We start from the raw sequence: 22,010 nt of genomic DNA, 5'->3' as shown, positions 1-22,010 counted from the left end.
GGATCATGGCCTTTCAAATTTTACTGAATTTCATCCTGGCGTTTACATGGATGTTCATCCTTAACTCATTCGAAGCATCCACCTTCATCATCGGCTGGCTGCTCGGTCTCCTGCTGATTGTGATGATGCGGAGGTTCTTTACGGGACCTCTCTATATACGGAGGATCTGGGCGATTACCAAACTGGCCCTGCTGTTCCTTAAAGAACTCTGGCTCGCGAACATCCAGGTGTTCATGCTCGTCATCAGGCCGAAGCTGGATATCCAGCCTGCCATTTTCAGATTTCCCACCAAGCTGACCAGTGATTGGGAGATCACACTGCTCTCTGCACTGATCACGCTTACCCCGGGAACGGTGGTCATGAATGTATCCGAAGATAAGAAGATGCTTTATGTGCACGCCATTCACATTGATGATGTCGAGGAAGCCGTCACAGATATCCGGAATTCGTTTGAAAAAGCCATTATGGAGGTGAGCAGACCTTGATGATTCTATTCTGGGCGTCTCTTGTGCTGATCGTTATTTCCATGGCGATGTTCTTGTATCGGCTGATCAAAGGCCCCACTGCTCCGGACCGGGTCATCGCGCTGGATGCCATGGGGGTCACACTCATCTCTGTAGTCGGCCTGCTGTCGATCCTGGTCGGGACGAACTTCTATCTGGAAGTCATCCTGCTTCTCGCCATCCTGTCGTTTCTCGGCACTGTCGCCTTCTCCAAGTTTATAGAGAAAGGGGAGGTTTTCGACCGTGGAGATTCTGATTAATATTCTGATAGCCGTACCCTTGGTGGTCGGAGTCGTTTTTACACTGGTGACGGCAATCGGTCTCAACCGTTTTCCCGACCCTTATACACGCGCGCATGCCGCTTCGAAGAGCTCAACAGTCGGGGTGCTCGGCATCCTGCTTTCTGTCTTCCTCCATTTCTGGCTGATCGAGGATCACTTTAATCCACGGATTTTGCTTGGGATCCTCTTCCTGTTCATCACCGCTCCTGTAGGGGCACATATGATGGGCCGGGCAGCCTATTTCTCAGGCGTCAAGCCAAGTGAGCTGACCGTAAAGGACGAGCTCGGAGAGGACCTCCGGCGTTTCGAAGGAAAATAAAAAGCTTCTGCGGACTTTGTTCCGCAGAAGCTTTTTTCTGTCTGTTTACCAGTAATATGGCCGGTACGGGTATCCGTACGGATAATAATACGGATATGGATAAGGATAGTACGGATAGCGGCGCCCTCCATAGAATAGGACATCTCCAAGAAGACTTCCAGCAAACCCGCCAAGGAACGGACCGAAGAACAAATCGTTTCCTCCTCTCCGGTAGGGATTGCGTCGGTAGCGAGACATTTGCCCTCCCCCCTTTCTCCGCTATCCTATGCCGGAAGCCCGGCCGGTCCTGGGCGTTATTCCCCTGCTTCTTCCGCCATCAGATCGACAAGTGCGGCAAGGGTACGCACCATGACGCCCGTGCCGCCTTTTGGCCCGAGGTCGTGTGCGGACGAAGCACCGGATGTTCCCGCGATATCCAAGTGGATCCACGGGGTGTCCTCTGCGAATTCGCCGACAAATCCGCCCCCGAAAATCATATGGCCGTCGCTTCCCGGCGAATTGTTGAGATCCGCCACATCGCTCTTGCGGATCCGTTTTCTGTCACTCTCCGTAAGCGGGAGCCTCCAGACGAACTCCCCGGTTTCGGAAGCGGCTTCCAGGAATGTTTCAAAGAATCCCTCGTTATTGGTGAGGGCGCCTGTTTTGTCGTAGCCGAGAGCGGTGATGACGCCTCCTGTGAGCGTCGCGACATCCACAAGGTAATCTGCCCCCGACTGCTTGGCATACGTGACTGCATCGGCCAGGACAAGGCGTCCCTCGGCATCCGTGTTCAGCACTTCGATCGTTTTGCCGCTGAGGGAGGTGATGACGTCATCCGGCTTGAATGCGGTGCCCGAAATCATATTGTCCGTCGAAGCGATGACGGCGACCACATTCTTTTTCGGACGAAGTTCACCGATGATCCGCATGGCGCCGAGCACTGCCGCAGCACCTCCCATATCGCCTTTCATGCCGACGATGCCTGTCTTTGTCTTGAGTGAGTAGCCGCCTGTATCAAATGTAATCCCCTTGCCGACAAGGCCTACCACGTCTTCCCACTTATCGGTTCCTTCATACTTGAGAACGATCAGGCGCGGTTCCTCTGCCGAGCCCTGGTTGACCGCGAGGATGGCACCCATGCCGAGCTCTTCCATCTCTGCTCGGCCGAGTACTTCGATAACGAACCCATACTGCTCTGCCAGGCGTGCTGCATAATCGGCCATTGCGGTCGCCGTCAGAATGTTGCCCGGCGTGTTTACGAGATCCCTGGCCTCGTTGACGGCATCTGCATAAACCCGTCCCACGCCAAATGCAGGCCTGATCACGTCTGCCCCCGCATCCGAAAGAAGCGTGACCTCGCGCAGTTCCACCTGCTTTTCATTGGAGCCGGTTTTATAATCTTCGAACGCATAAGTGCCAAGCCCTAGACCCTCAGCCGCTGCAAAAGCAATATCCGCATCCTCAAAGTCCCCGGAGGTGAACGATGCCGTCCAGACGGATGCAGATTCAGCTTTCATCTTGCGTAGCTCTTTGCCGGCGCCGGCAAATACTTTCCTCAGGTCATCCGCATCGAGGGTCTTGTCATTACCGAGTCCTGTGAACAGGACTCGGCTGAATCCCGCATTCGGCATAGCCGGCACACGGGTGTATTCAAAGCGGCCGGATGCGACATCGCCTGAGCGCACCCATCCGGTAAGCGCTTCTCCGAACAGGGCGTCCAGCCGGTCCCAGCCTTCCACATGCTCAGGGTGTTTCGGAACGCCTACAATCAGGACATCCGTGGTGATGCCCTCCAGGCTGTTTTTCTGTACGTTGACTTCCATCTTTATCCCTCCATCCAGCTTTCGTCCTCATTATACCGGAATGTCCGACTTCGGGTCAGCCAGCCCCCCGCGGTATGTTATAATTTTTTATATCTTCTGCCTGAAAGGTTGTGCCACCATTGGCCCTATTTCAAAACGCTCCACTATGGGTGGCGGTGTTCAGCATTTTCTTTGCCCAGTTCGTCAAGATTCCGATCCATTACCTGGCTACCCGGAAAGTGGATTGGAGGCTGTTCACTTCCACAGGCGGCATGCCAAGCTCCCATTCTGCAGCGGTCTCCTCTCTGACGACCGCCATCGGTTTCGAGCACGGACTTGATTCAACCATCTTTGCGGTATCCGCAGTTTTTGCGATCATCGTCATGTTCGATGCATCGGGCGTCCGCTTTCAGGCCGGGCAGCAGGCAGTCGTCATCAACCAGATGCGCACAGATTTCCGGAATTTCATCCAGACGACCAGGGAATGGCCTCAGAAGGACGAGCAGCAGAAGATCGAGGAGCTGAAAACCCTCCTCGGCCACAAACCGAGTGAAGTGTATGCCGGCGCCTTGACAGGCATTGTCCTGTCCGTCATTCTGTATGCCTTCCTTCTTTGACCGTCCGATATAACAAAAAGCGTCCCGCATGAAGGCGGAACGCTTTTTATAGGTTCTCAGAACATCCTGTAGCCCATTCTCCGGAGAATGATCATGACGATGCCTGCGATAATGGCGCCGACAAAGCCGCCGATCAGGATGACGATATCTGCTGCATGAAGGGAGACGAGTTTGTCTCCGAGGCTGCTGAAAGCCATGCCCGGGCTGGTGATATAATCCATCACCCGCACTTCATCCACAATCAGGATGACCACAATCGGGTAGACGATCGCCATGAGCCATGTCATGCGCAGCAGCATATTCAGAAGGAAGCCGATCCCGAAGAACATGACCATGAACAACAGGAACGACAGCAAAACTTCTACAATGGATAATGAACCGTCCAATTCGCTAACCTCCGATTTCCTTTCATCAGTTTACCGGAACGGGGACCCGCTTTCAACAAGCCGGTCCCCGTTCACCAATCTGTCAGAAATCAGGGCCGGCGCCGCCTTTGCGGAAAAAGAACTTGTAGCTGGTGTATCCGAATATGTCTCCCGGCCAGGCTCCGCGTACTTCCGGAAGGCCACCGTCAACGGCTTCGCCTGCTATCTCATGGATCAGAAGCGATGAATCCGGGGAGTCCGAAAGTTCATGCGGCGTCATCCATCTGGCTTCGGCGATTTCCCGCTCCTGTGGAATCACCGGCTGTGAATCCGAAAGCGGCCGGAGAAGAAACAGGGCCATGTTATCGCTGATTTCCCCTTTCAGCACGCCAGTCCTGAATCCTGCCATTCCGGAAAGCTCGGTCCGGATACCGGTTTCTTCGGCCACCTCGCGGATTGCCGCTTCATCCGCCCGTTCTCCCGGCTCCACGAACCCTGCCGGAAACGACCATTTGCCTTTTAGGCCGCCGTACGTCTTTTTCACGACCAGCCATTCTCCGTTTCCATTCATGACGATGCCTGCTGCACCAAGCCACACTTTCCCCCGTTCTTTCCCCATACCTTCTCCTCCCGTCATCCCGGCCGCGTACTGGGATGGTCAGTTTAAAAAAATCTCCCCGAACCGGTTCCGTGAACATGCCGGAGCCGAATCGGGGAGGTTTCCTTTACACAACAAATCGGGCGGCCTGCCCATGGAAAGGACTGCACCGCCCGGACATCCATTAAAGAACGTCGAATTTGCCTTTTTTGATGACGAGCGACGGTCCGCCGATCATATAGAGCGCACGGTTGTCGATCATCTTCTTCAGGAAGCTCGCTTTTTTGCCTGTGACCAGCTTGCCGTCAAATACATTACCGATTGCATCGTCATCACCTAGCGAGCAGACGGTGCCTTTCAGGTCCGGAACGAATTTCTTCGTACTTCCGCCTTTGGCAAGGCTGATGATGTTCTCTGCAACTTGAACACCCTGCTGCATGGCGATCTGTGCTGTCGGCGGGTAAGGACGGCCTGCTTCCTCATTCATTAGGAAGGCGCAGTCTCCGACGATGAAGACATCGTCGTAACCCGGCGCGCGCATGTCTTCCCGCACGGCCACGCGGGCACGTTTGCTTTCGATCGATGTTTCTTCGATCAGGCGGTTGCCCCGGACACCGGCAGCCCAGACAACTGTGCCGGCTTTGATGAATTCGAACTTCTCTTCACCGGTCTTGATCTTGACGCCTTCAGGAGTCGCTTCCACGACAGGCGTGCCGATGGAGAATTCGATTCCCTTGGATTTCAGATAGGATGTCGCATAGTCGACAAGCTTCGGATCAAAGCCCGGCAGGACCATTGGCGCGGCTTCCACGCAGATGACGCGGACCTTTTCACGCGGCACATCAAACTCCTCGCAAAGCTCCGGCACGCGGTTTCCAAGTTCGCCGAGGAACTCGATACCCGTGAAGCCCGCACCGCCGACGACGATCGTCAGGCGGGAATCATCTTTTTCCTGTTCAAGCGACCAAGTCGCAAATTGGTACTCGATATGTTCGCGGATCTGGCGCGCAGCATTCACGTCTGCGATGCTGAGTGCATACTTGTCCAGCCCTTCAATTCCGAAAGTTTCGCCTTCGAAGCCAAGTCCGATCACAAGGTAGTCGTAAGTAAGTTCGCCTGCATCTGTACCGACTTTCTTGTTGTCGACATCGATCGACTCGACCGTTGCCTTCACGAACTTCACCTTGTTTTCGTTGATGACACGTTTGATGTCGTAGCGAACATCTTCGGGCTTAAGCGTACCGGCCGCGGCTTCGTGAAGCCAGGTCGATTCGTAGTGGTAATCATTTTTGTTCACGAGGACGATGTCCATGTCGTCGGTGCCGATTTTCTTCTGGAGGTTAACAACGGTTGAAAGTCCGCCGTATCCGCCTCCGAGCACCAGAACTGTAGGTCTCTTCACTTCAATCCCAACCACCTTTGATGAAATATGTCTATAAGTAGGAAGGCCCAATGCCTTGATTGTCACGGCATTGTGCCGTAAATGACAAAATCCCTCAACACTTAGTTTAGTCCTTTATATGTCGTAATTCAAGAGGAGGTTGGCAAATAAAAAAGACCGGAAATCCGGTCTTTTACTCAGCATTTCTCTGGTGTGCCCTCTTTTTTGGCCGTCCTGAAAGATGTACCGCAACCGCATGATGCAATGGCATTCGGGTTGGTGATCGTGAAGCCGCCGCCCATGAGGGACTGCTTGTAATCGATCTTTGTGCCGTTCAGGATGCCTGCATCCTCTTTGGCAACAACAATCGGGATACCGTGCAGCTCGAGGTATTCATCTTCCTCATTGCGCTCTCTCGTGAAGTTGAGGCCGTAGGTCAGTCCGCTGCATCCGCCGCCGTTGACCCCGACACGAAGGAAAGAACCTTCCTCTTCGTTGTTGACCATCATTTCCTTCACCTGATAGGCCGCAGCTTCCGTCAGTTCCACCACTTGTGTCATTTTTCCTCACTCCTTTTCTTCCATCTTACCCTTTGTTGCCCGCCGGTTCAAATGGGCGGTCCGATTATTGAAAAGGATCCGCCGTGGCGGATCCGTAAGATCAAAAGACTTGTTCGACTTCGACAACGCCCGGCACTTCTTCGATGAGCGCACGCTCGATGCCGGCTTTGAGCGTGATTGTCGAACTTGGGCAGGTTCCGCAAGCGCCAAGCAGGCGGAGTTTCACGATGCCGTCCTCGACATCAACGAGTTCGCAGTCGCCGCCATCGCGGAGAAGGAACGGACGCAGTTTATCCAGGACTTCTTGTACACCATCCATCATCGCTGTTTCTGTCACTTCGATTCGACTCCTTTCACTGATTTCATTATAATGTGTTCAAGCCAGAAAATCCATAACTGAAACCGGGGGGATTCTAATTGAATGAAAAAGGGATCAATATCGAAGTATACGGTGCCGATGTCATCTGCGCAAGCTGTGTGAATGCACCCTCTTCGAAAGATACATATGAATGGCTCCAGGCCGCCATTACCAGGAAGTATCCGGGACAGCCGTTCCAGATCGATTATATCGATATAGAGAAGCCGATCGAGGATCCGGTTCGGGCCGACATCGCAGAACGCGTGCGGGATGATGAGTTCTTCTATCCGCTTGTCATGATCGGCGGAGAAGTTGTCGGCGAAGGCTATATCCAGCTGAAGCCGGTATTCAGGGAACTAGAGAAGCATGGGTTTACGGCGGAGGCTTGATTTTTCCAATCCAGTATAAAGAGTGTTGGACTGTAGACAATGCATGCATAATGCCCTTGTCTACAGTTTTTTCTTCCGCCCGCTAGTTCGCGGGCGTTGCCTTAGCCGGAACCATGCCACATCGATAATTTTTTACATATCACAAATCCGGAACCGCATTTGTGCGATTCCGGAAAAATTTAACCGTTATGCCATTTGTACATCCAGAGGATACCTGACTTCAGCAGGCGTGCGATGCGGCCGGTGACGGTGCGGTCGGCGAGGAAGGCGAAGCCTTTTTTCTTGCCGAGGGATCCGACGATGCCCTGGAGTTTGATTTCCGGCATTTTTTCCGGCAGGGTTTCGCCGTTCCAGCGCATTTTCAGCACCTTGACGATCTGCTCGCCCTGCTCCTCAGCCAGGTAAGCACTCGGTGCGTGAGGAAGCGCGGCGCAGTCACCGACCACATAGACGTTTTCGTATTCGGGAATGTTGTGGTGCGGAGTGAGGACGACGCGGCCGCCTCCCGCCTTTTCGACCTCCAGATTGCGCACGATTTCGACCGGCCGGATGCCTGCAGTCCATACGACCGCATCTGCCGGTATTGAATTTTCGTGGTTGTACAGCAGATGGGGTTCGACTTTTGTGATGTTCGAGTTGCTGATGACTTCTACGTTGTTTTCATCAAACCAGCTCTGCACATAATTACTGAGACGCTCCGGGAAGTCGCGGAGAATACGCGGGCCCCGGTCGAAGAGCTTGATGTTCAGGTCCGGGCGGCTCTCGCGCAGTTCACTTGCGATTTCGATGCCGCTCAGGCCGGCACCGACGATGGCGACCGTAGCGCCTCCGGACAGACCCAGAACTTCACGATATGTATCACGCGACTTGCGGATGGTCTGGATGCTGTGCGTATATTCCGCTGCACCCGGCACATCATGATAGTTATCGTCGCAGCCGAGACCGATGACGAGGTCGTCATAAAGGATACTGTCGCCATTGTCGAGATACACGCATTTTTCATCCATATTGATGTCGACGACTTCTGCAGTGACCGTCCGGAGGCGTTCGTGCTCAGGAAAGTCGACCCGCACTTCCGCATCCGGCACCGTCCCCGCTGCAAGCGCATAGAACTCGGTTTTCAGACTGTGAAACGGCGTCCGGTCGATCAGGATGATTTCACGGTCCTCAGGAAGTTGATTGGGCAGGAGGCGGAGCAGAACCCTCATATTACCGTAGCCGCCGCCTAACAGGACTAGTTTCTTCATGATAATCTCCTTTGATGAAGTTCAATATTCGTTCATAATTCTTGCGTTCCATCGCCATTATATCGGAATGTGAGAGGTTTCACAATAAGCCGTTTAATTGACTGAGGACATAAAAAGGAGTACGATTTCCGGGTAGGAGAGGTGAATGTTTGTGAATCCGATCGTAGAATTCTGCATGAGCAACATGGCCTGCGGTTCACAGAAAACATTCGAGGAACTCGAGCAGGACCCGAATCTCGATGTCCTTGAATACGGCTGCCTCAGCTTCTGCTCTCAATGTGCCGAATCGCTTTACGCGGTCGTCAACGGCGAGATCGTCGAAGGCGAGACGCCGGATGAACTAAAGGAAAACATCTACCGTTTTATCGAAGAGAATCCGCTGTTCTGATGCAATTCCATATAGATAAAAGCGCAATGCCGATCCGGCATTGCGCTTTTCAGTTTTCTGTCCATCCGTCCAGCGTCCTCAGGGCGTATGTCGGCTGTTCCCCGAATTTCGCCAGGTCCTCTGTCCGCGTGACGCCTGTATCCACATGCACGGTTTCAATTCCGAAGCGGATTCCGGCCATAATATCGGTTTCGTAGTTGTCCCCGACCATGATCATCTCTTCCTTTTTCAGTCCATGCCGGTCGGCCAGTGTCTCCAGCATCGGAACAGACGGCTTGCCGATATAAAACGGGCTGACACCGGTCGCAAGCTCGATCAGGCCGGCAAACGCCCCGTTTCCGGGCACAAGGCCACGTTCCGTCGGATAGGCTTTGTCACTGTTCGTGGCGACGAATAGGGCGCCGGCAGACACCGCAAGCGAAGCGTCGGCGAGTTTCCCGTATGTGATTTCCCGGTCTATGCCGACAACAACGGCATCCGGAGATTCCCGTACAATCCGGTGGCCTGCCGACTCCAATGCCGTTCGGAGACCCTCTTCTCCGATCATGCTGACCGGGAGAGCGCCGTGATTTTTCAGCAGATGTTCCGCCGTCGCAACCGATGAGGTCATGATTTCTTCAGGAGCGGCTGTGATGCCCATCCCCTCCAGCTTCTCGGACTGCTGTTCTGGTGTCAGCGCGGAGTTGTTGGTCACGAAGAACACGCCGGCCCCCTTCTCCCTCAGACCGCGGATAAAGCGGACTGTTTCCGGTATCGGTTCTTTTCCGCGATAGACCGTGCCGTCCAGGTCAAAGCACCAGGCCTGATATTCCCTCATTCATTGTCCTCCGGAAGAAATGCGGAGACCGGACCGAGCTCCTCGGCAAGATAGCGTCGGGTAGAGTCCGGGAAACGCCGGAGGGCCGGAAGCGTCTTGTCCAGCACACGCTCCACTTCGGCGGAGTCGACATCCATGAATTCACGGACAATCATCTTTCTCAGCCCGATCAGCTCTTTTAGCGGCGACTCCATATCCGCTTCAATCACTTTCTCATCCAGAAGAATATCAATGATGTCTTCGTAACTGCCGGGATCCCGCATGATGAAACCGTCGATCAGCGTATTGCCGATGTCGATCACCGCTTCAATCAGGTTATGGGCGATGCGTTCCTGTGCCAGCATTCCGGCCGGGCTGTCCGACCAATCGGAGCGGTTGTCGAACACATTAAATAGATGCTCCATATGGGATGCGGTCTTTTCCACTTTGTTTCGGTCGATAAAATACATGATGATTCCTCCTGTCGGTACAAGACGAAAACCCGCAACGGGTTATTCGCCGTTTTGCGGGTCATCCTGTTCCTTTTCTGGCCGGTCGTCCTGTTTTTTCGGACTCCCCTTTGGCTTCGGGATTTTCTTCAGTACAAAATAGGCACAGCCAAAGTTACAGTGCTCGTACAGATAATCCTCGAGTGTGCTGATTTTCGTCGCAATGGTCGCCTTCGGATTTTTATCGTCGAAGAATCCGCGAAGCCGGAGCTGGCCATAGCCCCAGTCACCGACGATGTAGTCATACTTGGTGAGGATTTCGCTGTAGCGGGACTCAAGCGCATCTTCCTGAAGGGCATCCCGGTAATCCCTGACCACTTCATACTCGGTGTTTTCGATCTTGATCATATACGTTCCTTCTTTCAGGATTGGACGGCAAGTTCACTTTCGCCGCGGCGCTGACGCTCTCGGGCGGCCGCGTTGACCTGCTCATCCGCGTGGTAGCTGCTGCGCACCAGAGGGCCTGCTTCGCAATGGGAGAAGCCTTTCGTCATGGCGATCTTGCGGAGCTCGCCAAATTCCTGCGGCGTATAGTATTTCTGCACGGCAATATGCTTTTTCGTCGGCTGGAGGTACTGTCCGATCGTCATGATGTCCACATTGTTTGCTCGGAGATCATCCATCGTCTCAATGATTTCTTCCCAAGTTTCGCCGAGGCCGACCATAAGCGAGGACTTCGTCGGAATGTCAGGCTGCATCTCTTTCGCCCGGCGCAGGAACTCAAGGGAACGGTCATAGGTAGCCCGTGCACGAACCCGTTTAGTCATGCGGCGGACGGTCTCGATGTTGTGGTTCAGGATATCCGGCTTGGCGTCCATGAGTGTTTTCAGGCTGTCGTAATCACCTGCAAGGTCGGACGGCAGCACCTCAACCGTGGTGAACGGGTTTTTGCGGCGGATGGCCCGGATGGTTTCTGCCATCACGCCTGCTCCCCCGTCGCGCTGGTCATCGCGTGCCACCATCGTGATCACGGCGTGCTTGAGGTTCATCAGGGCGACTGAATCCGCTACGCGTTCCGGCTCGGCCAGGTCAAGTTCGTTCGGCAGTCCTGTCTTGACCGCACAGAAGCGGCAGGCCCTCGTGCAGACGGCACCCAGAATCATGAATGTGGCCGTTCTGCGCTCGCCCCAGCACTCGTGGATGTTCGGGCAGCGTGCCTCTTCACAGACGGTATGCAGACCTTTCTCGCGCATCATCTTTTTCAGGTCGACATAGTTCTCATTGGTGTTCAGCTTGATTTTTAGCCAATCCGGCTTTCGGATGTGCTCGTTTCCAGGCTTGCATGATGTCATCGCCATCGGCTCCATTCTCTCTGTTTTGAAAATGCTCACTGTTGTCAATGTAACACAATGGACAAGCCGGGACAACAGCCAGTGAAGGGTGCCGGAAGCGCCAGGCGTGAAAAAAGCGCCCCATAAAGGGACGCTTCCGTTTTAACGTTTTTTGGCTTTGGTGACTGCGTTTGCAATGCTTGCCGCAAGGCCGCCCCAGATGATCAGAATGCCGAGGATCATCATGAAAATCGCCGATCCGCTCATGGAACTTCCCCCTTATGATTGGTCTCTGTCATATGGCTCAAGTGCATGTCTGTTCCATTTGAACAGGGTGAACAGAATACCGAGGACAAGTGCTGCGATGGCTACCGACCATCCGGCGCCAAGGATGAAGGCATCCGAATACCCTTCATAGTTGCCGGTTTCTGTGTCAAAGCGCTTGCCGAGATTCGTCCGGAACAGATCGAACATCATATAGCCAAGCACCAGAGGCGTGATCACGGTCAGGGAGAACTTCCACCATCCCCCGATCTGGATATCGGACATCGGATTTGCATGTTCCTTGAATACGTCAAGCTTGCGGAAGATCCAGGCAACCGCGATGACTTCGATCAGCCCGATAAAGGCGACGCCGAATTGGTTGATGAAATAGTCGGCCGCATCCAGGAAGTAGAGTCCGCCGCGTGTCGAGAACAGCAGCGAGATCAGCGAGGCCAGACCTGCCCCAAAGAGGACCGCCTTATTCCGCGAAATCCCCAGCTTCTCTGAAAGGCCTGCCACATACGTCTCACAGATCGATATGAGCGATGTGAGTCCCGCCAATACGAGAGACAGGAAGAACAGGACGCCGAACAGGGCGTTCATGCCCGGGAACTCATTGATGATCTGCGGGAATACCGCAAAGGCCAGCCCGACGCCGGCCGTAGCCACTTCGTCAACAGGCACGTTATTCTGGACAGCCATGAACCCGAGTGCTGCAAAGACGCCGATTCCCGCAAGAAGCTCGAACCCGGAATTCGCAAAGCCGGTGATGAAGGCATTGTTCGTGATATCCGATTTTTTCGGCAGATAGCTCGAGTACGTGATCATGATTGCGAATGCGATCGAGAGACTGAAGAAGATATGGCCGTAGGCCGCTACCCAGACGGTGCCGTTCGCAAGCTGGCTGAGATCCGGCTTGAAGAATGCCTCAAGCCCGGTCAGAGCGCCAGGCAGCGTGACCGCCCGGATGACAATCAGCAGGAAGACGATGACGAGTGCCGGGATGAAAATCCGGTTTGCAAACTCAATTCCCTTCTTGACCCCCGCAAACAGGATGCCGAACACGATGATCCACACAAGAATATGCGGGATCAGGACGCCCGGCACGAATCCGCCGACCTGCCCCGGTGTATCTGCCAGGTTCAGCACATCGCCAAACAGGAAGCCCGTCGTGTCGTCTCCCCACTGAAGGTTAAACGAATAGACCGTGTATTTCATCGCCCATGCGATGATCACTGAATAATAGGTGGAAATGACAAAAGCGACAAAGACACCCCACCAGCCGAGCCATTCGGCCTTTTTCCCTTCCATGCGGAAGAAGGAGAGCGGTGCTGAGCCCCGGTACTTCTGTCCGATCGTGAACTCCATGATCAGAATTGGGATTCCGGCTGTCAGAAGCGCGAATAGATAAGGAATGAAAAATGCCCCGCCGCCATTTTCATAGGCGACATAAGGAAAACGCCAGATGTTCCCCAGGCCGACCGCAGACCCTACTGCAGCCAGAATAAAGCCGGCCCTCGTCCCCCATTGTGAACGCTGTCCCATATTGATCCCCCTTGATGGTTCTCCCCGCCCATCCCCCTGATTTTTAATAAACGGGAAGATTTATTTTATTCTGACATCTTTAAAGCTATTATAAGTATAACGACCCTGAAATATGAAGTCAAAGTCTTTTTCATTTTTCGACAGGATATTTGCCCATAACAAAAGACAGGGGGTTTCCCTGTCTTTTGACTCAATTACCTGTATGTTCATGCATGGCTGGAGTGGCTGTTCGCCCCTTCATCATCCAGAATACAATCACAGCCGCGAGCAGGACCGCTACGGTCGTAAGCCCCATTGCAAGAGAATCTGTCAGCCCCATGACCACATAGCCGATTGTTGCGATGGCGGCGCTGGACAGTGCATAAGGCAGCTGGGTGGCGACATGGTCGATATGGTTGGAGCCCGCTCCGGTCGACGACATGATGGTCGAGTCGGAGATCGGCGAGCAGTGGTCACCGAATACCGCTCCTCCGAGTACCGCGGCCAGCGATGCGATCAGCATCTCGGGTGCTGCGTTCAGCATGACTTCACCCGCAATCGGAAGCAGGATGCCGAACGATCCCCAGGACGTTCCCGTGGAGAAAGCCATGACGCCGGCAAGAACGAACATGATCGCCGGAAGAAGTTCCGCAGGAATGTTGGCACGTTCGACAACACCGGACAGATAGGCACCTGTCTCGAGTTCGCCGATCAGATACGTCAGAGCCCATGCAAGAATGAGGATGGACACTGCAGGCATCATCGCCCTGACACCGCTGATGAATGCGGGGACGATAAAGTCTGTTTTCCGGAAGTCTTCTTTCCCCGGCTGGGTCATGAAGAGAATCAGTGCAACCGCAACACCGGCTATGCCGCCGGAAAGAAGCGACAGCGGCACATCGGTCATCTCAAAGATGGTCCAGATATCCGCACTGCCATATTCAGCCATGCTTCCCCTGTAGCCTGTCAGCATCATTGCGCCGAATGTGACAGCGACGAGTGTGATGATCGGAAGCACGAGATCCATGACACGTCCGTTGTTGTGGACAGGGAACTCTTCCTTTAGCTCACCCGGCACTGCCTTGTTCGGATCAAACAGTTCCCCTTTTTCGATCGCCCGGCGTTCATGCTTGCGCATCTCGCCGAAATCAAAGTTGGTGATGGCCGCAAAAAACACGAAGACCAGGGTAGCAAATACATAGAAGTTCATCGGGATCATGAGCAGGAAAGCCTCGAGCGCCGAGTAGGAGACGACAGAAGCACCCGCGAGGATGGTCCCGATGACTCCGATCAGATAGGCACCCCAGCTGGAGATCGGGGCGATCGCACAGATCGGTGCAGACGTCGAGTCGATGAAGTATGCCAGCTTGGCCCGGGAGATCTTGTGGCTGTCCGTGACAGGACGTGCAATCTGCCCGACGGCCAGCGCATTAAAGTAATCATCCACGAAAATCAGGATTCCCAGAAATACCGGAAGAAGCCTTGCCCCCCGGCGGGTCCGGATGCGCTTTGTCGCCCATTCGGCAAATGCCCGGCTTCCGCCCGACAGGCTGACAAATGCCGTCAGAACACCGAGGAGGATGACAAACAGCGTGATGAATATGTTATACGTGTTCAGGCCGCCGTCCCAGAAAGTGATCGTCAGCGCCGTCCAGAACGCTTGGAGTGATTCCAGCGGGCTGAACGAGGCAACAATCAGCGCGCCCGCAATGATCCCCGTGCCGAGCGAGAGAAGAACACGCTTTGTGATCAGTACCATGACGATGGCAATAATCGGCGGCAGGATCGAGAGTATAGTACCTGACATAATCTAATTCCTCCATTTTCTGAAGGGGTAAAAGCCTTTCCGCAAAAGCAAAAACGGCCGGCACCCTGCGCTGTTGCGCAAAGGGAAGCCGGCCGTCACTACGTTCGTCAGTTGAAATGCATCATTACAACGTACGATCTGTAGCTCTCCATGCGGTTTTTTCCGCATGACAGTGCCATCCCTGTTCGGAATGGCCCCAGCGGACCTTCGCTGACTGCTCCGGTCCACTTCGGCAATGCTTCCTTTTACGCACGGTCATCGTTGTCAACTCACGTGTGCTACTCATAAGCGATTGCGGCCTCTACCCAATCGAGTCTATTCATACTATGTCACCGATCATAACAGATGGACCTGCTGATTGCAATACCAACTTATTCCTCAGGAAGCGGGATCGGCACCTCGATCGACGGCGGGTCCACATTCTCTCCTTTGTTGAAGATATGCGGCACCTGTCCCTGTACGAGACCGATGGCAATCGGAATCTGCTGCTGGACGGCCGCCTGCTTGGAGGCGAACGGCACGATGATCTGGACATTCACCTGGATGATGGCGTTCACTTCGACCAGTGCGTTGTTGATGCCGAACTCACGGATTTCGGTCTTGGCGTTGGCGTGGACATTGCCGATCACATGAAAACGGATCGGCACTTTTGGTCCGAGATTCCCGAGCATCGGCATCCCGATCGCCTGCCCGAGCGGCACGAAGAAGACAATGCCGTCCCGGTCCTTCATCGTCTCCACGTCATACTCAATGTTTTCGATTTTCGGCAGTGCACTCAGGTCACCGGCTTCCGCCATTTCAAGGTGGTCCTCGACCAATCCGTGTGTTTCCGCAATGAAGCGGTTGATAATCTCAGTATTCAGCTTGGCCGTCACGACCTCAGACTGCTCAGCCGGCACATATTCGATGATGTCATTCACATCAAGGACATTGGCTGTTCTTGCGTCAATCGCTTTGGCAATCACCTGAGAGGCGATTTTTGACGTCTGCACTTCCGCATATTCGGTGAGCGCCGGCGTGAGCCGGGCATTCACAAAATAAAACATGAGTCCCATCAGGACCAGGCCGATCGGGAGGAGAAGCGGCAGGAGCCGCCTTTTTCCCGCTCCGGGTCGCAGCCTCCTCCTGCGCGCATAAGGAAACTTCAATAAATAATCCCCCTGCCCCATCTTACGGGGAGAGGGATGGATTTATGAGGACGGGGTTCCGTACTTCCGGATGGCATAACCGGCAAGCACGTCCCTGATCAATTCCGGCATAAAGTATTCTTTCCTGGCCTGCTTGAATGCCGGAAAGAAGAATCCGTAAGTAAACAGATCCAATGTCGCGAGCCGGTACATCCTGCCGGGTTCCACGGCACTGCCTGCCACGATCAGTTTTCCGTCTTTTCCGCGGACCATTTCCTGATGGATCATCGCCCCTACCTGCTCTCCGCGGAATCCGAGTCCTTTAAGCCGGACATCAGGCCATTCCGGATTCAGGCTCAGCTCGTACGCCTCTTCAAGTTCTGCGCCTGTCAGCGTGATCACACACGGATTGATCGGATGCGGCAGGAGGCGGTGCAGATCCATCCCTGAAACGGGGCCTTCCGGAAGTCCTCCGAGAAAGATTCCCGAGTTGAACATGGCACAGTCGGCACCGGTGTGGGCAATGAGTGCTTCAGCGAACAGATCGGAAAGCGGCGTTGGTCCGTCCCAGCTGCCCCATAGTTCCGAGGGGTTCAGGAACACGGTTGACGACAGCAGCTCCGCCGCCCTCTTCCTCAACTGCCGGTCATAGTCCGTGTCGTCGCCGGGTATGGGAAGCGTCTCCGTGTCGTGGACCTCAGCCGTTGCTTCTACAATCCGCCCTTCGGTGTGGTCGAATGTCAGTGTCACTTCCCCGACATACTGTCCCCATTTGCCCGCTGCGGCAATCAGCGTGCCGCCGACTTCCCTGCCGTCCGGATACAGATGATGCGTATGTCCGCCGAGAATGACGTCTATTTTGCCGCCAGTGTACTGCGCAAGCCGTTCGTCTTCCGATGAGCCCATATGCGACAGGCAGACAAGGATATCGGACTGTCCGCTTACGCGCGGCGCTGCCGCCTCAAGCGCGGAACGCGGTCCGGTCACCTGCCATCCCAGACGTTCATAGGACGTGCTGAAATCGGCAGTCGCGGCGATCAGGCCGATGCGGATGCCGGATCGGGTGGTCAGATAGGCCTCAGGGACCGTCCATGCGGGCCGCTTTCCCTCTTCATTGAACAGGTTGTCCAGCACGACCGGAAACTTTGCTTCCTCATAAAGATCAGCCAGTTCACCCGGAGAAAGAGTGATTCCTTCATTATTTCCGATCGTAACCGCATCATAGCCGATCTCATTCAGCATCAGTACGTTTCCCTTTCCTCTCGTGGCATCGGTATAGGGATGGGAGCGGTCGATATGGTCACCGATATCGAACAGGTAGCATGCCTCTCCCTGTTCTTTGTGGAATGACTTTCTCTTCAGGAGGAAATCCCGTATTCGCGGCCACCTTTCAAAATGGCTATGAAGATCGTTCGTATGATAAATGTGAATGGTTTCCTTCAACGTGCAATCAGCCCCAGATTCCTTCATAAATGGACCGGATCCCCGTGATCAGGAGGATGATCCGGAGAGCGGTCACAAGTGCTTCCGAGTTCAGGCGTTTGTTCAGGGCTGCTCCGATTTTTGCCCCTATGTAAGCTGCCGGCACGACCGGAAGCGTATAGAGCCACGGAACATTGCCGAGTGAGATATGGCTTGCGGCATTGACAATGGCGGACAGGAAGACCATGAACATCGACGTGCCCACGGCCACATGCGGCGGGAACAGGAACAGCAGAATCATCGCGGGAACAAGAATTGAGCCTCCGCCAATCCCAAAGAGTCCCGAAGCAAATCCGACGACAAATGTCAGCATGACCGCAAACCAGACGGGATATCCGTATTCGTGGATGGTCCCTTCCGGTTCCCGGAACGTTCGCGGCCTGCCATGCTCGACAAACCACCGGACCGGTTTCAGATGTTTCCTGACCAGCAGAAGCACGGACAGGAAAATGAGCAGGATGCCGAAATACAGATTAAACGACGGCAGGTCCAGCCCTTTGTTTACGTAAGCCCCGAGAACCGTTCCGGGGATGCTGCCCGCGAAAAAGATCAGCCCGCTCCGGTAATCAACCGTCTTCGATTTCATATAGGAGAGCGTCGAAGACAGCCCGATGAAGATCATCATGATGACAGACAGGCCGACAATTTTCTGAGGGGTCAGGCCCGGTACCCAGCCTAGTGTGATGCCGAAGTAAAGGGCGGCCGGCACGAGGACCACACCGCCCCCGAGGCCGACCAAAGCGCCCACGATGCCGGCAAACAGCCCCGTCACGGCCAGGATAACAAACTCCATCAGAGGTCCTCCCCGCCAAACAGATCCAGCTGCTGAGCGCCGGGCCGGGCCGTTTCAATTCCTGCGATGCCCATGAACCGCTTGGCATTTTCCGCAGCATGTCCGCCCGAGTTGTTATTAAAGACGACAAATACATCCTCAGAGGAGATGCCGGAAATCTCCCCGGCCAGCCCTTTTAGTTCGTTGTCATTATAGTCATACAGGTAGCGGACTTCCCGCCACTTCTTATCATCACGCCCATTGGCCTTCCACCCGGCCGTGTTGCGCCCGTGAAGCCGGACAAGTGTCTTGTCCTCGCGTGTTGCTTCCGGGACGAAGGGGACGCTGCCGTCGCCCGCCTGCGGTTCATCGCATACCGAATGGATAAACCGCTGCTCTCTCAGAAAGTCGAGAGTGCCTTTACGGTATTTCTCCGAGTACCAGGACTGATGCCGGAACTCGACGGCCACATCGAGGTCATCGAGGTACTCCCTCATCTTCCTCAGTACCCCGACGTTCTCTTTTGTGCAGTCGAACCAGGGCGGGTACTGGGCGAGGATCATCGGCAGCTTTCCTGCCTCCAGCATCGGTCCGACCGACAGCCGGAAAAGCCGGAACATCTCTTCTTCCGATTCATAGGGGAGCCGACCCCGGTGGTGGCCGGTCATGCCCTGGTACGCCTTGACGATAAAACCGAAATCGTCGGGCGTCTCGCCAATCCATTTCCGGATATTCCGCTCCGGCTGGATGGCGTAAAAGGTCGAGTCCAGCTCAACGATCTTAAAATGGCCGCCGTAGTCCTTCAGCTTATCTGTTTTCTTGGAAGCGGGGCTGTAAACATCCGGGTGGTCGCCCCATCCGGTCAGGCCAACCCTGATCATGGGCCTCCCTCTCCCTTCATCCTATTTTCATATGATTTATCTTATCACAATACCCGCATCGGAGACGCGGAAAGCCGGCAGAGGAACGAAAAGGCATACCAAAAAGGAGACAGTGATCAATCACCGTCCCCTTTGCCTGATTTCCGCAAAACAGCTTATCATTCATGCCGCCAGTCATGGCGTGACCCCGTCAGAATTCCTGATATACAGCCGGATCCTGGTCGTCGATGCGTCCATCCGGGCGGCTGAGGGAATCGATCTTCTCCATGTCTTCTTCAGACAGTTCAAAGTCGAAGATCGCCAGGTTTTCACGCTGCCTGTCCGGATGGGCGGAGCGTGGTATGGAGACCACTCCATGCTGATAATGCCAGCGCAGGACGATCTGTGCCGGCGTCTTCCCATAGCTTTCTGCAAGTGTCATAATAGCCGGCTCACTCAAGACACCCCGCCCCCGGAAAAGCGGACTCCATGACTCCGTGACGATTTTCCGCTCTTCATGCCACTTCCGCTGGTCCGCCTGGTTGAAGAATGGGTGCATCTCGATCTGGTTGATCACCGGCAGCTCACCTGTTTCTTTATCCAGTTGCTCAATATGTTCCGGCAGGAAGTTGCTGACGCCGATTGACCGGACCAGACCGCGCTTTTTCGCCTCGATCAATGCCTGCCAGGCTTCCACATACTTGCCTTCCTTAGGGTTCGGCCAGTGGATCAGATACAGGTCAAAATGATCAAGCTGCGCGCGGTAAAGCGATTCTTCGATGGCTTTCAGTGCCTCGCTGTATTCATGATAACGACCGGGCAGCTTGGAAGTGACAGTAAGTTCCTCACGGCCGGCAGAAGCCTGCCTGATCGCCTTTCCAAGTGTTCCTTCATTTTCATAATTATAGGCTGTGTCCAACAGCCGATAACCGTTGTCGATCGCATGTTTAAAGGATTGGACGGCATCTCCCCCTTTTAAGAACACCGTGCCATAGCCTATTACAGGCAGGGAATGGCCGTCTCTCAGCTTGAGTTCAGGAATATCCATTTTGTCTCTCTCCTTTCGTCCCCTATCCCATACCACAAGCAGCCTGTGGCTAAGCAAACGGCAAAGAAGTTGTGAGGCTGGTCCCCAAAAAGCTGATTGACAAACATCATTCGACAAATTATCATTCGAATATAAATAATTTCAACATTGTTAATGATTTTACTCATATTCTCTCGTTCAGGATCTGGTGTAGCGTGGAGCTGTCATGCCGGACAAACGCTATTATGATTGCAACTGAACATTAAATAGGACAAAGACGGGAATCACGTTCTTCTGTCCTTTTTTCTTTTTGCGGGAGGTAACGGAGGGGAAGAAGATGCAGGAACAGACACTGGAGCGCGGATTAAAAAATAGGCACGTACAACTGATCGCCATCGGCGGTGCCATTGGCACTGGGTTGTTCCTTGGTGCGGGAAAGTCGATTCACCTTGCAGGACCTTCGATTTTATTGTCTTATCTGATCACAGGCATCATTTTATTTTTGATCATGCGCTCACTCGGAGAGCTATTGATGAGCAATCTGGACTATCACTCATTCGTGGATTTTGTCAAAGACTACTTCGGTGAAATGGCGGCGTTTATCACAGGGTGGACCTATTGGTTCTGCTGGATCTGCATCGCCATGGCCGATCTGACGGCTATCGGGATCTATACGCAATACTGGATTCCCGGTGTCCCCCAATGGATGCCTGGCCTCATCGCACTCATTGTCCTGCTTTTCATGAACCTGGCCACCGTGAAGCTTTTCGGGGAAATCGAATTCTGGTTTGCCCTGATTAAAATCATCGCGATCATCGGACTGATCGTGGTCGGGATATTGATGATCATCAAAGGCTTTTCCACGGATTCAGGCGCAGCCTCTTTCGCGAATATATGGAGTCATGGCGGACTGTTCCCGAATGGCATCAACGGTTTCATCCTATCGTTTCAGATGGTCGTCTTCGCTTTTGTCGGTATTGAGCTTGTCGGGCTCACAGCCGGAGAAACTGAAAATCCGGAAAAAGTCATCCCTAAGGCGATCAATAGCATTCCGATCAGGATATTGATCTTCTATATCGGTGCTCTTTTTGTCATTATGAGCGTTTACCCCTGGAACTCGATTGACCCGGCAAAAAGCCCCTTCGTCCAGGTATTCGTAGCTGTCGGCATTGCCGCAGCTGCAGGAATCGTCAATTTTGTCGTGCTCACTTCCGCGGCCTCAGCCTGCAACAGTGCCATATTCAGTACAAGCCGGATGCTTTATTCCCTGGCCAAAGAAAAAGATGCACCGGAAAAGTTCGCGAAACTGGACCGGCGAAAAGTTCCATCCAAGGCATTGTTTTTTTCGACGGCTGTCATACTCATCTCCGTTGTTTTGAATTATGTGATGCCTGAAGGCGTATTTACCCTGATCACCAGCATTTCTACCGTCTGCTTTATCTTTGTTTGGGGAATCACTGTTCTCAGCCATCTGAAATATCGCAGGACAAGGCCTGAATTGGCCAAGGTGAACAAGTTCAAAATGCCGCTGTATCCGTTTGCCAATTATCTGATTCTGGCTTTCCTGGCCTTTGTTCTGGTCGTGCTTGCGATTGCGGAAGATACGCGCATTTCATTGATGGTGACGCCGTTGTGGTTTATCATGCTGGCCGTCATCTATAAGACCCGCATATCCAGGTCGTCTGAAGTTGAAGTGATTCATGTTGAGGAGCATGATCCTGTCAAATATTGAAGTTCAGCACTCTCAGTGAAACACAAAAAACCCTTGCCGATGATGGCAAGGG

The 22,010-nt window shown here is 53.8% G+C and carries 27 protein-coding genes and 1 riboswitch; of the genes, 7 read left to right on the top strand and 20 right to left on the bottom strand.

What is annotated here, in order from left to right; translation table 11 throughout:
* Positions 1 to 5: 5 nt before the first annotated feature.
* From C772_RS14305 to mnhG, 3 genes are read left to right on the top strand one after another with little or no spacing between them, the layout of a single operon-like run.
* Complete coding sequence (locus C772_RS14305; protein ID WP_008301136.1) at positions 6 to 485, top strand: Na+/H+ antiporter subunit E; 480 nt, start codon at positions 6 to 8, stop codon at positions 483 to 485.
* Complete coding sequence (locus C772_RS14300) at positions 485 to 763, top strand: Na(+)/H(+) antiporter subunit F1 (RefSeq protein ID WP_081607195.1); 279 nt, start codon at positions 485 to 487, stop codon at positions 761 to 763. The genes C772_RS14305 and C772_RS14300 overlap by 1 nt, the downstream gene beginning before the upstream one ends.
* Positions 747 to 1,103, top strand: coding sequence for a monovalent cation/H(+) antiporter subunit G (gene mnhG / locus C772_RS14295; protein WP_008301134.1), 357 nt, complete (start codon positions 747 to 749; stop codon positions 1,101 to 1,103). Before C772_RS14300 ends, mnhG begins: the two co-directional genes overlap by 17 nt.
* 45 nt (positions 1,104 to 1,148) lie before the next feature.
* On the opposite strand, the gene C772_RS14290 is transcribed toward mnhG, so the two are convergent.
* Together C772_RS14290 and C772_RS14285 are read right to left on the bottom strand one after the other, a co-directional pair.
* Complete coding sequence (locus C772_RS14290; protein ID WP_008301133.1) at positions 1,149 to 1,340, bottom strand: hypothetical protein; 192 nt, start codon at positions 1,338 to 1,340, stop codon at positions 1,149 to 1,151.
* A 56-nt stretch (positions 1,341 to 1,396) separates the two neighbouring features.
* A complete protein-coding gene (locus C772_RS14285; protein WP_008301131.1) occupies positions 1,397 to 2,905 on the bottom strand; it encodes a leucyl aminopeptidase in 1,509 nt (502 codons plus the stop codon).
* Between the two features lie 119 nt (positions 2,906 to 3,024).
* Between C772_RS14285 and C772_RS14280 the strand changes: the two genes are divergently transcribed.
* Positions 3,025 to 3,501 (top strand): divergent PAP2 family protein, encoded by a 477-nt coding sequence (locus C772_RS14280; RefSeq protein WP_008301130.1) that lies wholly within the window; start codon positions 3,025 to 3,027, stop codon positions 3,499 to 3,501.
* Between the two features lie 56 nt (positions 3,502 to 3,557).
* On the opposite strand, the gene C772_RS14275 is transcribed toward C772_RS14280, so the two are convergent.
* From C772_RS14275 to C772_RS14255, 5 genes are all read right to left on the bottom strand, one after another.
* Positions 3,558 to 3,887 carry a YuiB family protein gene (locus C772_RS14275; protein WP_008301128.1) on the bottom strand — a complete coding sequence of 110 codons (330 nt, stop codon included), beginning with the start codon at positions 3,885 to 3,887 and terminating at the stop codon, positions 3,558 to 3,560.
* An 82-nt stretch (positions 3,888 to 3,969) separates the two neighbouring features.
* A complete protein-coding gene (locus C772_RS14270) occupies positions 3,970 to 4,485 on the bottom strand; it encodes an NUDIX domain-containing protein (protein ID WP_008301126.1) in 516 nt (171 codons plus the stop codon).
* 163 nt (positions 4,486 to 4,648) lie between these two features.
* Positions 4,649 to 5,866 carry an NAD(P)/FAD-dependent oxidoreductase gene (locus C772_RS14265; RefSeq protein WP_008301124.1) on the bottom strand — a complete coding sequence of 406 codons (1,218 nt, stop codon included), beginning with the start codon at positions 5,864 to 5,866 and terminating at the stop codon, positions 4,649 to 4,651.
* 176 nt (positions 5,867 to 6,042) lie between these two features.
* Positions 6,043 to 6,405: a HesB/IscA family protein gene (locus tag C772_RS14260; protein ID WP_008301122.1), complete on the bottom strand. Its 363-nt coding sequence runs from the start codon at positions 6,403 to 6,405 to the stop codon at positions 6,043 to 6,045.
* A gap of 100 nt (positions 6,406 to 6,505) precedes the next feature.
* Entirely contained in the window at positions 6,506 to 6,727 is a 222-nt protein-coding gene (locus C772_RS14255) for a NifU family protein (protein WP_232524048.1), read from the bottom strand.
* A 95-nt stretch (positions 6,728 to 6,822) separates the two neighbouring features.
* On the opposite strand from C772_RS14255, the gene C772_RS14250 reads away from it, so the two are divergent.
* Positions 6,823 to 7,152 (top strand): YuzD family protein, encoded by a 330-nt coding sequence (locus C772_RS14250; protein ID WP_008301117.1) that lies wholly within the window; start codon positions 6,823 to 6,825, stop codon positions 7,150 to 7,152.
* 179 nt (positions 7,153 to 7,331) lie between these two features.
* Here C772_RS14250 and C772_RS14245 read toward each other — a convergent pair whose 3' ends face one another.
* Positions 7,332 to 8,399 carry an NAD(P)/FAD-dependent oxidoreductase gene (locus C772_RS14245; RefSeq protein ID WP_008301115.1) on the bottom strand — a complete coding sequence of 356 codons (1,068 nt, stop codon included), beginning with the start codon at positions 8,397 to 8,399 and terminating at the stop codon, positions 7,332 to 7,334.
* 145 nt (positions 8,400 to 8,544) lie between these two features.
* On the opposite strand from C772_RS14245, the gene C772_RS14240 reads away from it, so the two are divergent.
* Complete coding sequence (locus C772_RS14240) at positions 8,545 to 8,787, top strand: YuzB family protein (protein ID WP_008301113.1); 243 nt, start codon at positions 8,545 to 8,547, stop codon at positions 8,785 to 8,787.
* Positions 8,788 to 8,836: 49 nt separating this feature from the next.
* On the opposite strand, the gene C772_RS14235 is transcribed toward C772_RS14240, so the two are convergent.
* From C772_RS14235 to C772_RS14185, 12 genes are all read right to left on the bottom strand, one after another.
* Entirely contained in the window at positions 8,837 to 9,604 is a 768-nt protein-coding gene (locus tag C772_RS14235; protein ID WP_008301111.1) for a TIGR01457 family HAD-type hydrolase, read from the bottom strand.
* A complete protein-coding gene (locus C772_RS14230; protein ID WP_008301109.1) occupies positions 9,601 to 10,053 on the bottom strand; it encodes a DUF86 domain-containing protein in 453 nt (150 codons plus the stop codon). The genes C772_RS14235 and C772_RS14230 overlap by 4 nt, the downstream gene beginning before the upstream one ends.
* A gap of 42 nt (positions 10,054 to 10,095) precedes the next feature.
* Positions 10,096 to 10,440 (bottom strand): YutD family protein, encoded by a 345-nt coding sequence (locus C772_RS14225; protein WP_008301107.1) that lies wholly within the window; start codon positions 10,438 to 10,440, stop codon positions 10,096 to 10,098.
* A 14-nt stretch (positions 10,441 to 10,454) separates the two neighbouring features.
* A complete protein-coding gene (gene lipA / locus C772_RS14220) occupies positions 10,455 to 11,384 on the bottom strand; it encodes a lipoyl synthase (RefSeq protein WP_008301105.1) in 930 nt (309 codons plus the stop codon).
* A 141-nt stretch (positions 11,385 to 11,525) separates the two neighbouring features.
* Complete coding sequence (locus C772_RS16450) at positions 11,526 to 11,630, bottom strand: methionine/alanine import family NSS transporter small subunit (protein ID WP_008301103.1); 105 nt, start codon at positions 11,628 to 11,630, stop codon at positions 11,526 to 11,528.
* Positions 11,631 to 11,642: 12 nt separating this feature from the next.
* Positions 11,643 to 13,172 (bottom strand): sodium-dependent transporter, encoded by a 1,530-nt coding sequence (locus C772_RS14215; protein ID WP_008301100.1) that lies wholly within the window; start codon positions 13,170 to 13,172, stop codon positions 11,643 to 11,645.
* Between the two features lie 190 nt (positions 13,173 to 13,362).
* Positions 13,363 to 14,958, bottom strand: a complete 1,596-nt coding sequence (locus tag C772_RS14210) for a Na+/H+ antiporter NhaC family protein (protein WP_008301099.1) — start codon at positions 14,956 to 14,958, stop codon at positions 13,363 to 13,365.
* 133 nt (positions 14,959 to 15,091) lie between these two features.
* Positions 15,092 to 15,270: riboswitch (Lysine riboswitch) on the bottom strand.
* Positions 15,271 to 15,329: 59 nt separating this feature from the next.
* The gene (gene yunB, locus C772_RS14205; protein ID WP_008301097.1) at positions 15,330 to 16,106 is read right to left on the bottom strand and encodes a sporulation protein YunB; all 777 of its coding nucleotides are present in this window, start codon (positions 16,104 to 16,106) and stop codon (positions 15,330 to 15,332) included.
* 42 nt (positions 16,107 to 16,148) lie between these two features.
* Complete coding sequence (locus tag C772_RS14200; protein ID WP_035002533.1) at positions 16,149 to 17,528, bottom strand: bifunctional metallophosphatase/5'-nucleotidase; 1,380 nt, start codon at positions 17,526 to 17,528, stop codon at positions 16,149 to 16,151.
* Positions 17,529 to 17,535: 7 nt separating this feature from the next.
* Positions 17,536 to 18,360 carry a sulfite exporter TauE/SafE family protein gene (locus C772_RS14195; protein ID WP_008301093.1) on the bottom strand — a complete coding sequence of 275 codons (825 nt, stop codon included), beginning with the start codon at positions 18,358 to 18,360 and terminating at the stop codon, positions 17,536 to 17,538.
* Complete coding sequence (locus C772_RS14190; protein ID WP_008301091.1) at positions 18,360 to 19,220, bottom strand: DUF72 domain-containing protein; 861 nt, start codon at positions 19,218 to 19,220, stop codon at positions 18,360 to 18,362. Before C772_RS14190 ends, C772_RS14195 begins: the two co-directional genes overlap by 1 nt.
* A 190-nt stretch (positions 19,221 to 19,410) precedes the next feature.
* Positions 19,411 to 20,247: an aldo/keto reductase gene (locus tag C772_RS14185; protein WP_008301089.1), complete on the bottom strand. Its 837-nt coding sequence runs from the start codon at positions 20,245 to 20,247 to the stop codon at positions 19,411 to 19,413.
* Positions 20,248 to 20,563: 316 nt separating this feature from the next.
* On the opposite strand from C772_RS14185, the gene C772_RS14180 reads away from it, so the two are divergent.
* Entirely contained in the window at positions 20,564 to 21,958 is a 1,395-nt protein-coding gene (locus C772_RS14180) for an amino acid permease (protein WP_008301086.1), read from the top strand.
* Positions 21,959 to 22,010: the final 52 nt, after the last annotated feature.

It is taken from the genome of Bhargavaea cecembensis DSE10 (assembly GCF_000348905.1).
Classification (GTDB): Bacteria; Bacillota; Bacilli; order Bacillales_A; family Planococcaceae; genus Bhargavaea; species Bhargavaea cecembensis.
The sequence above is the reverse complement of the archived record's forward strand: the minus strand, read 5'-3'. Positions and strand labels throughout refer to the sequence as shown.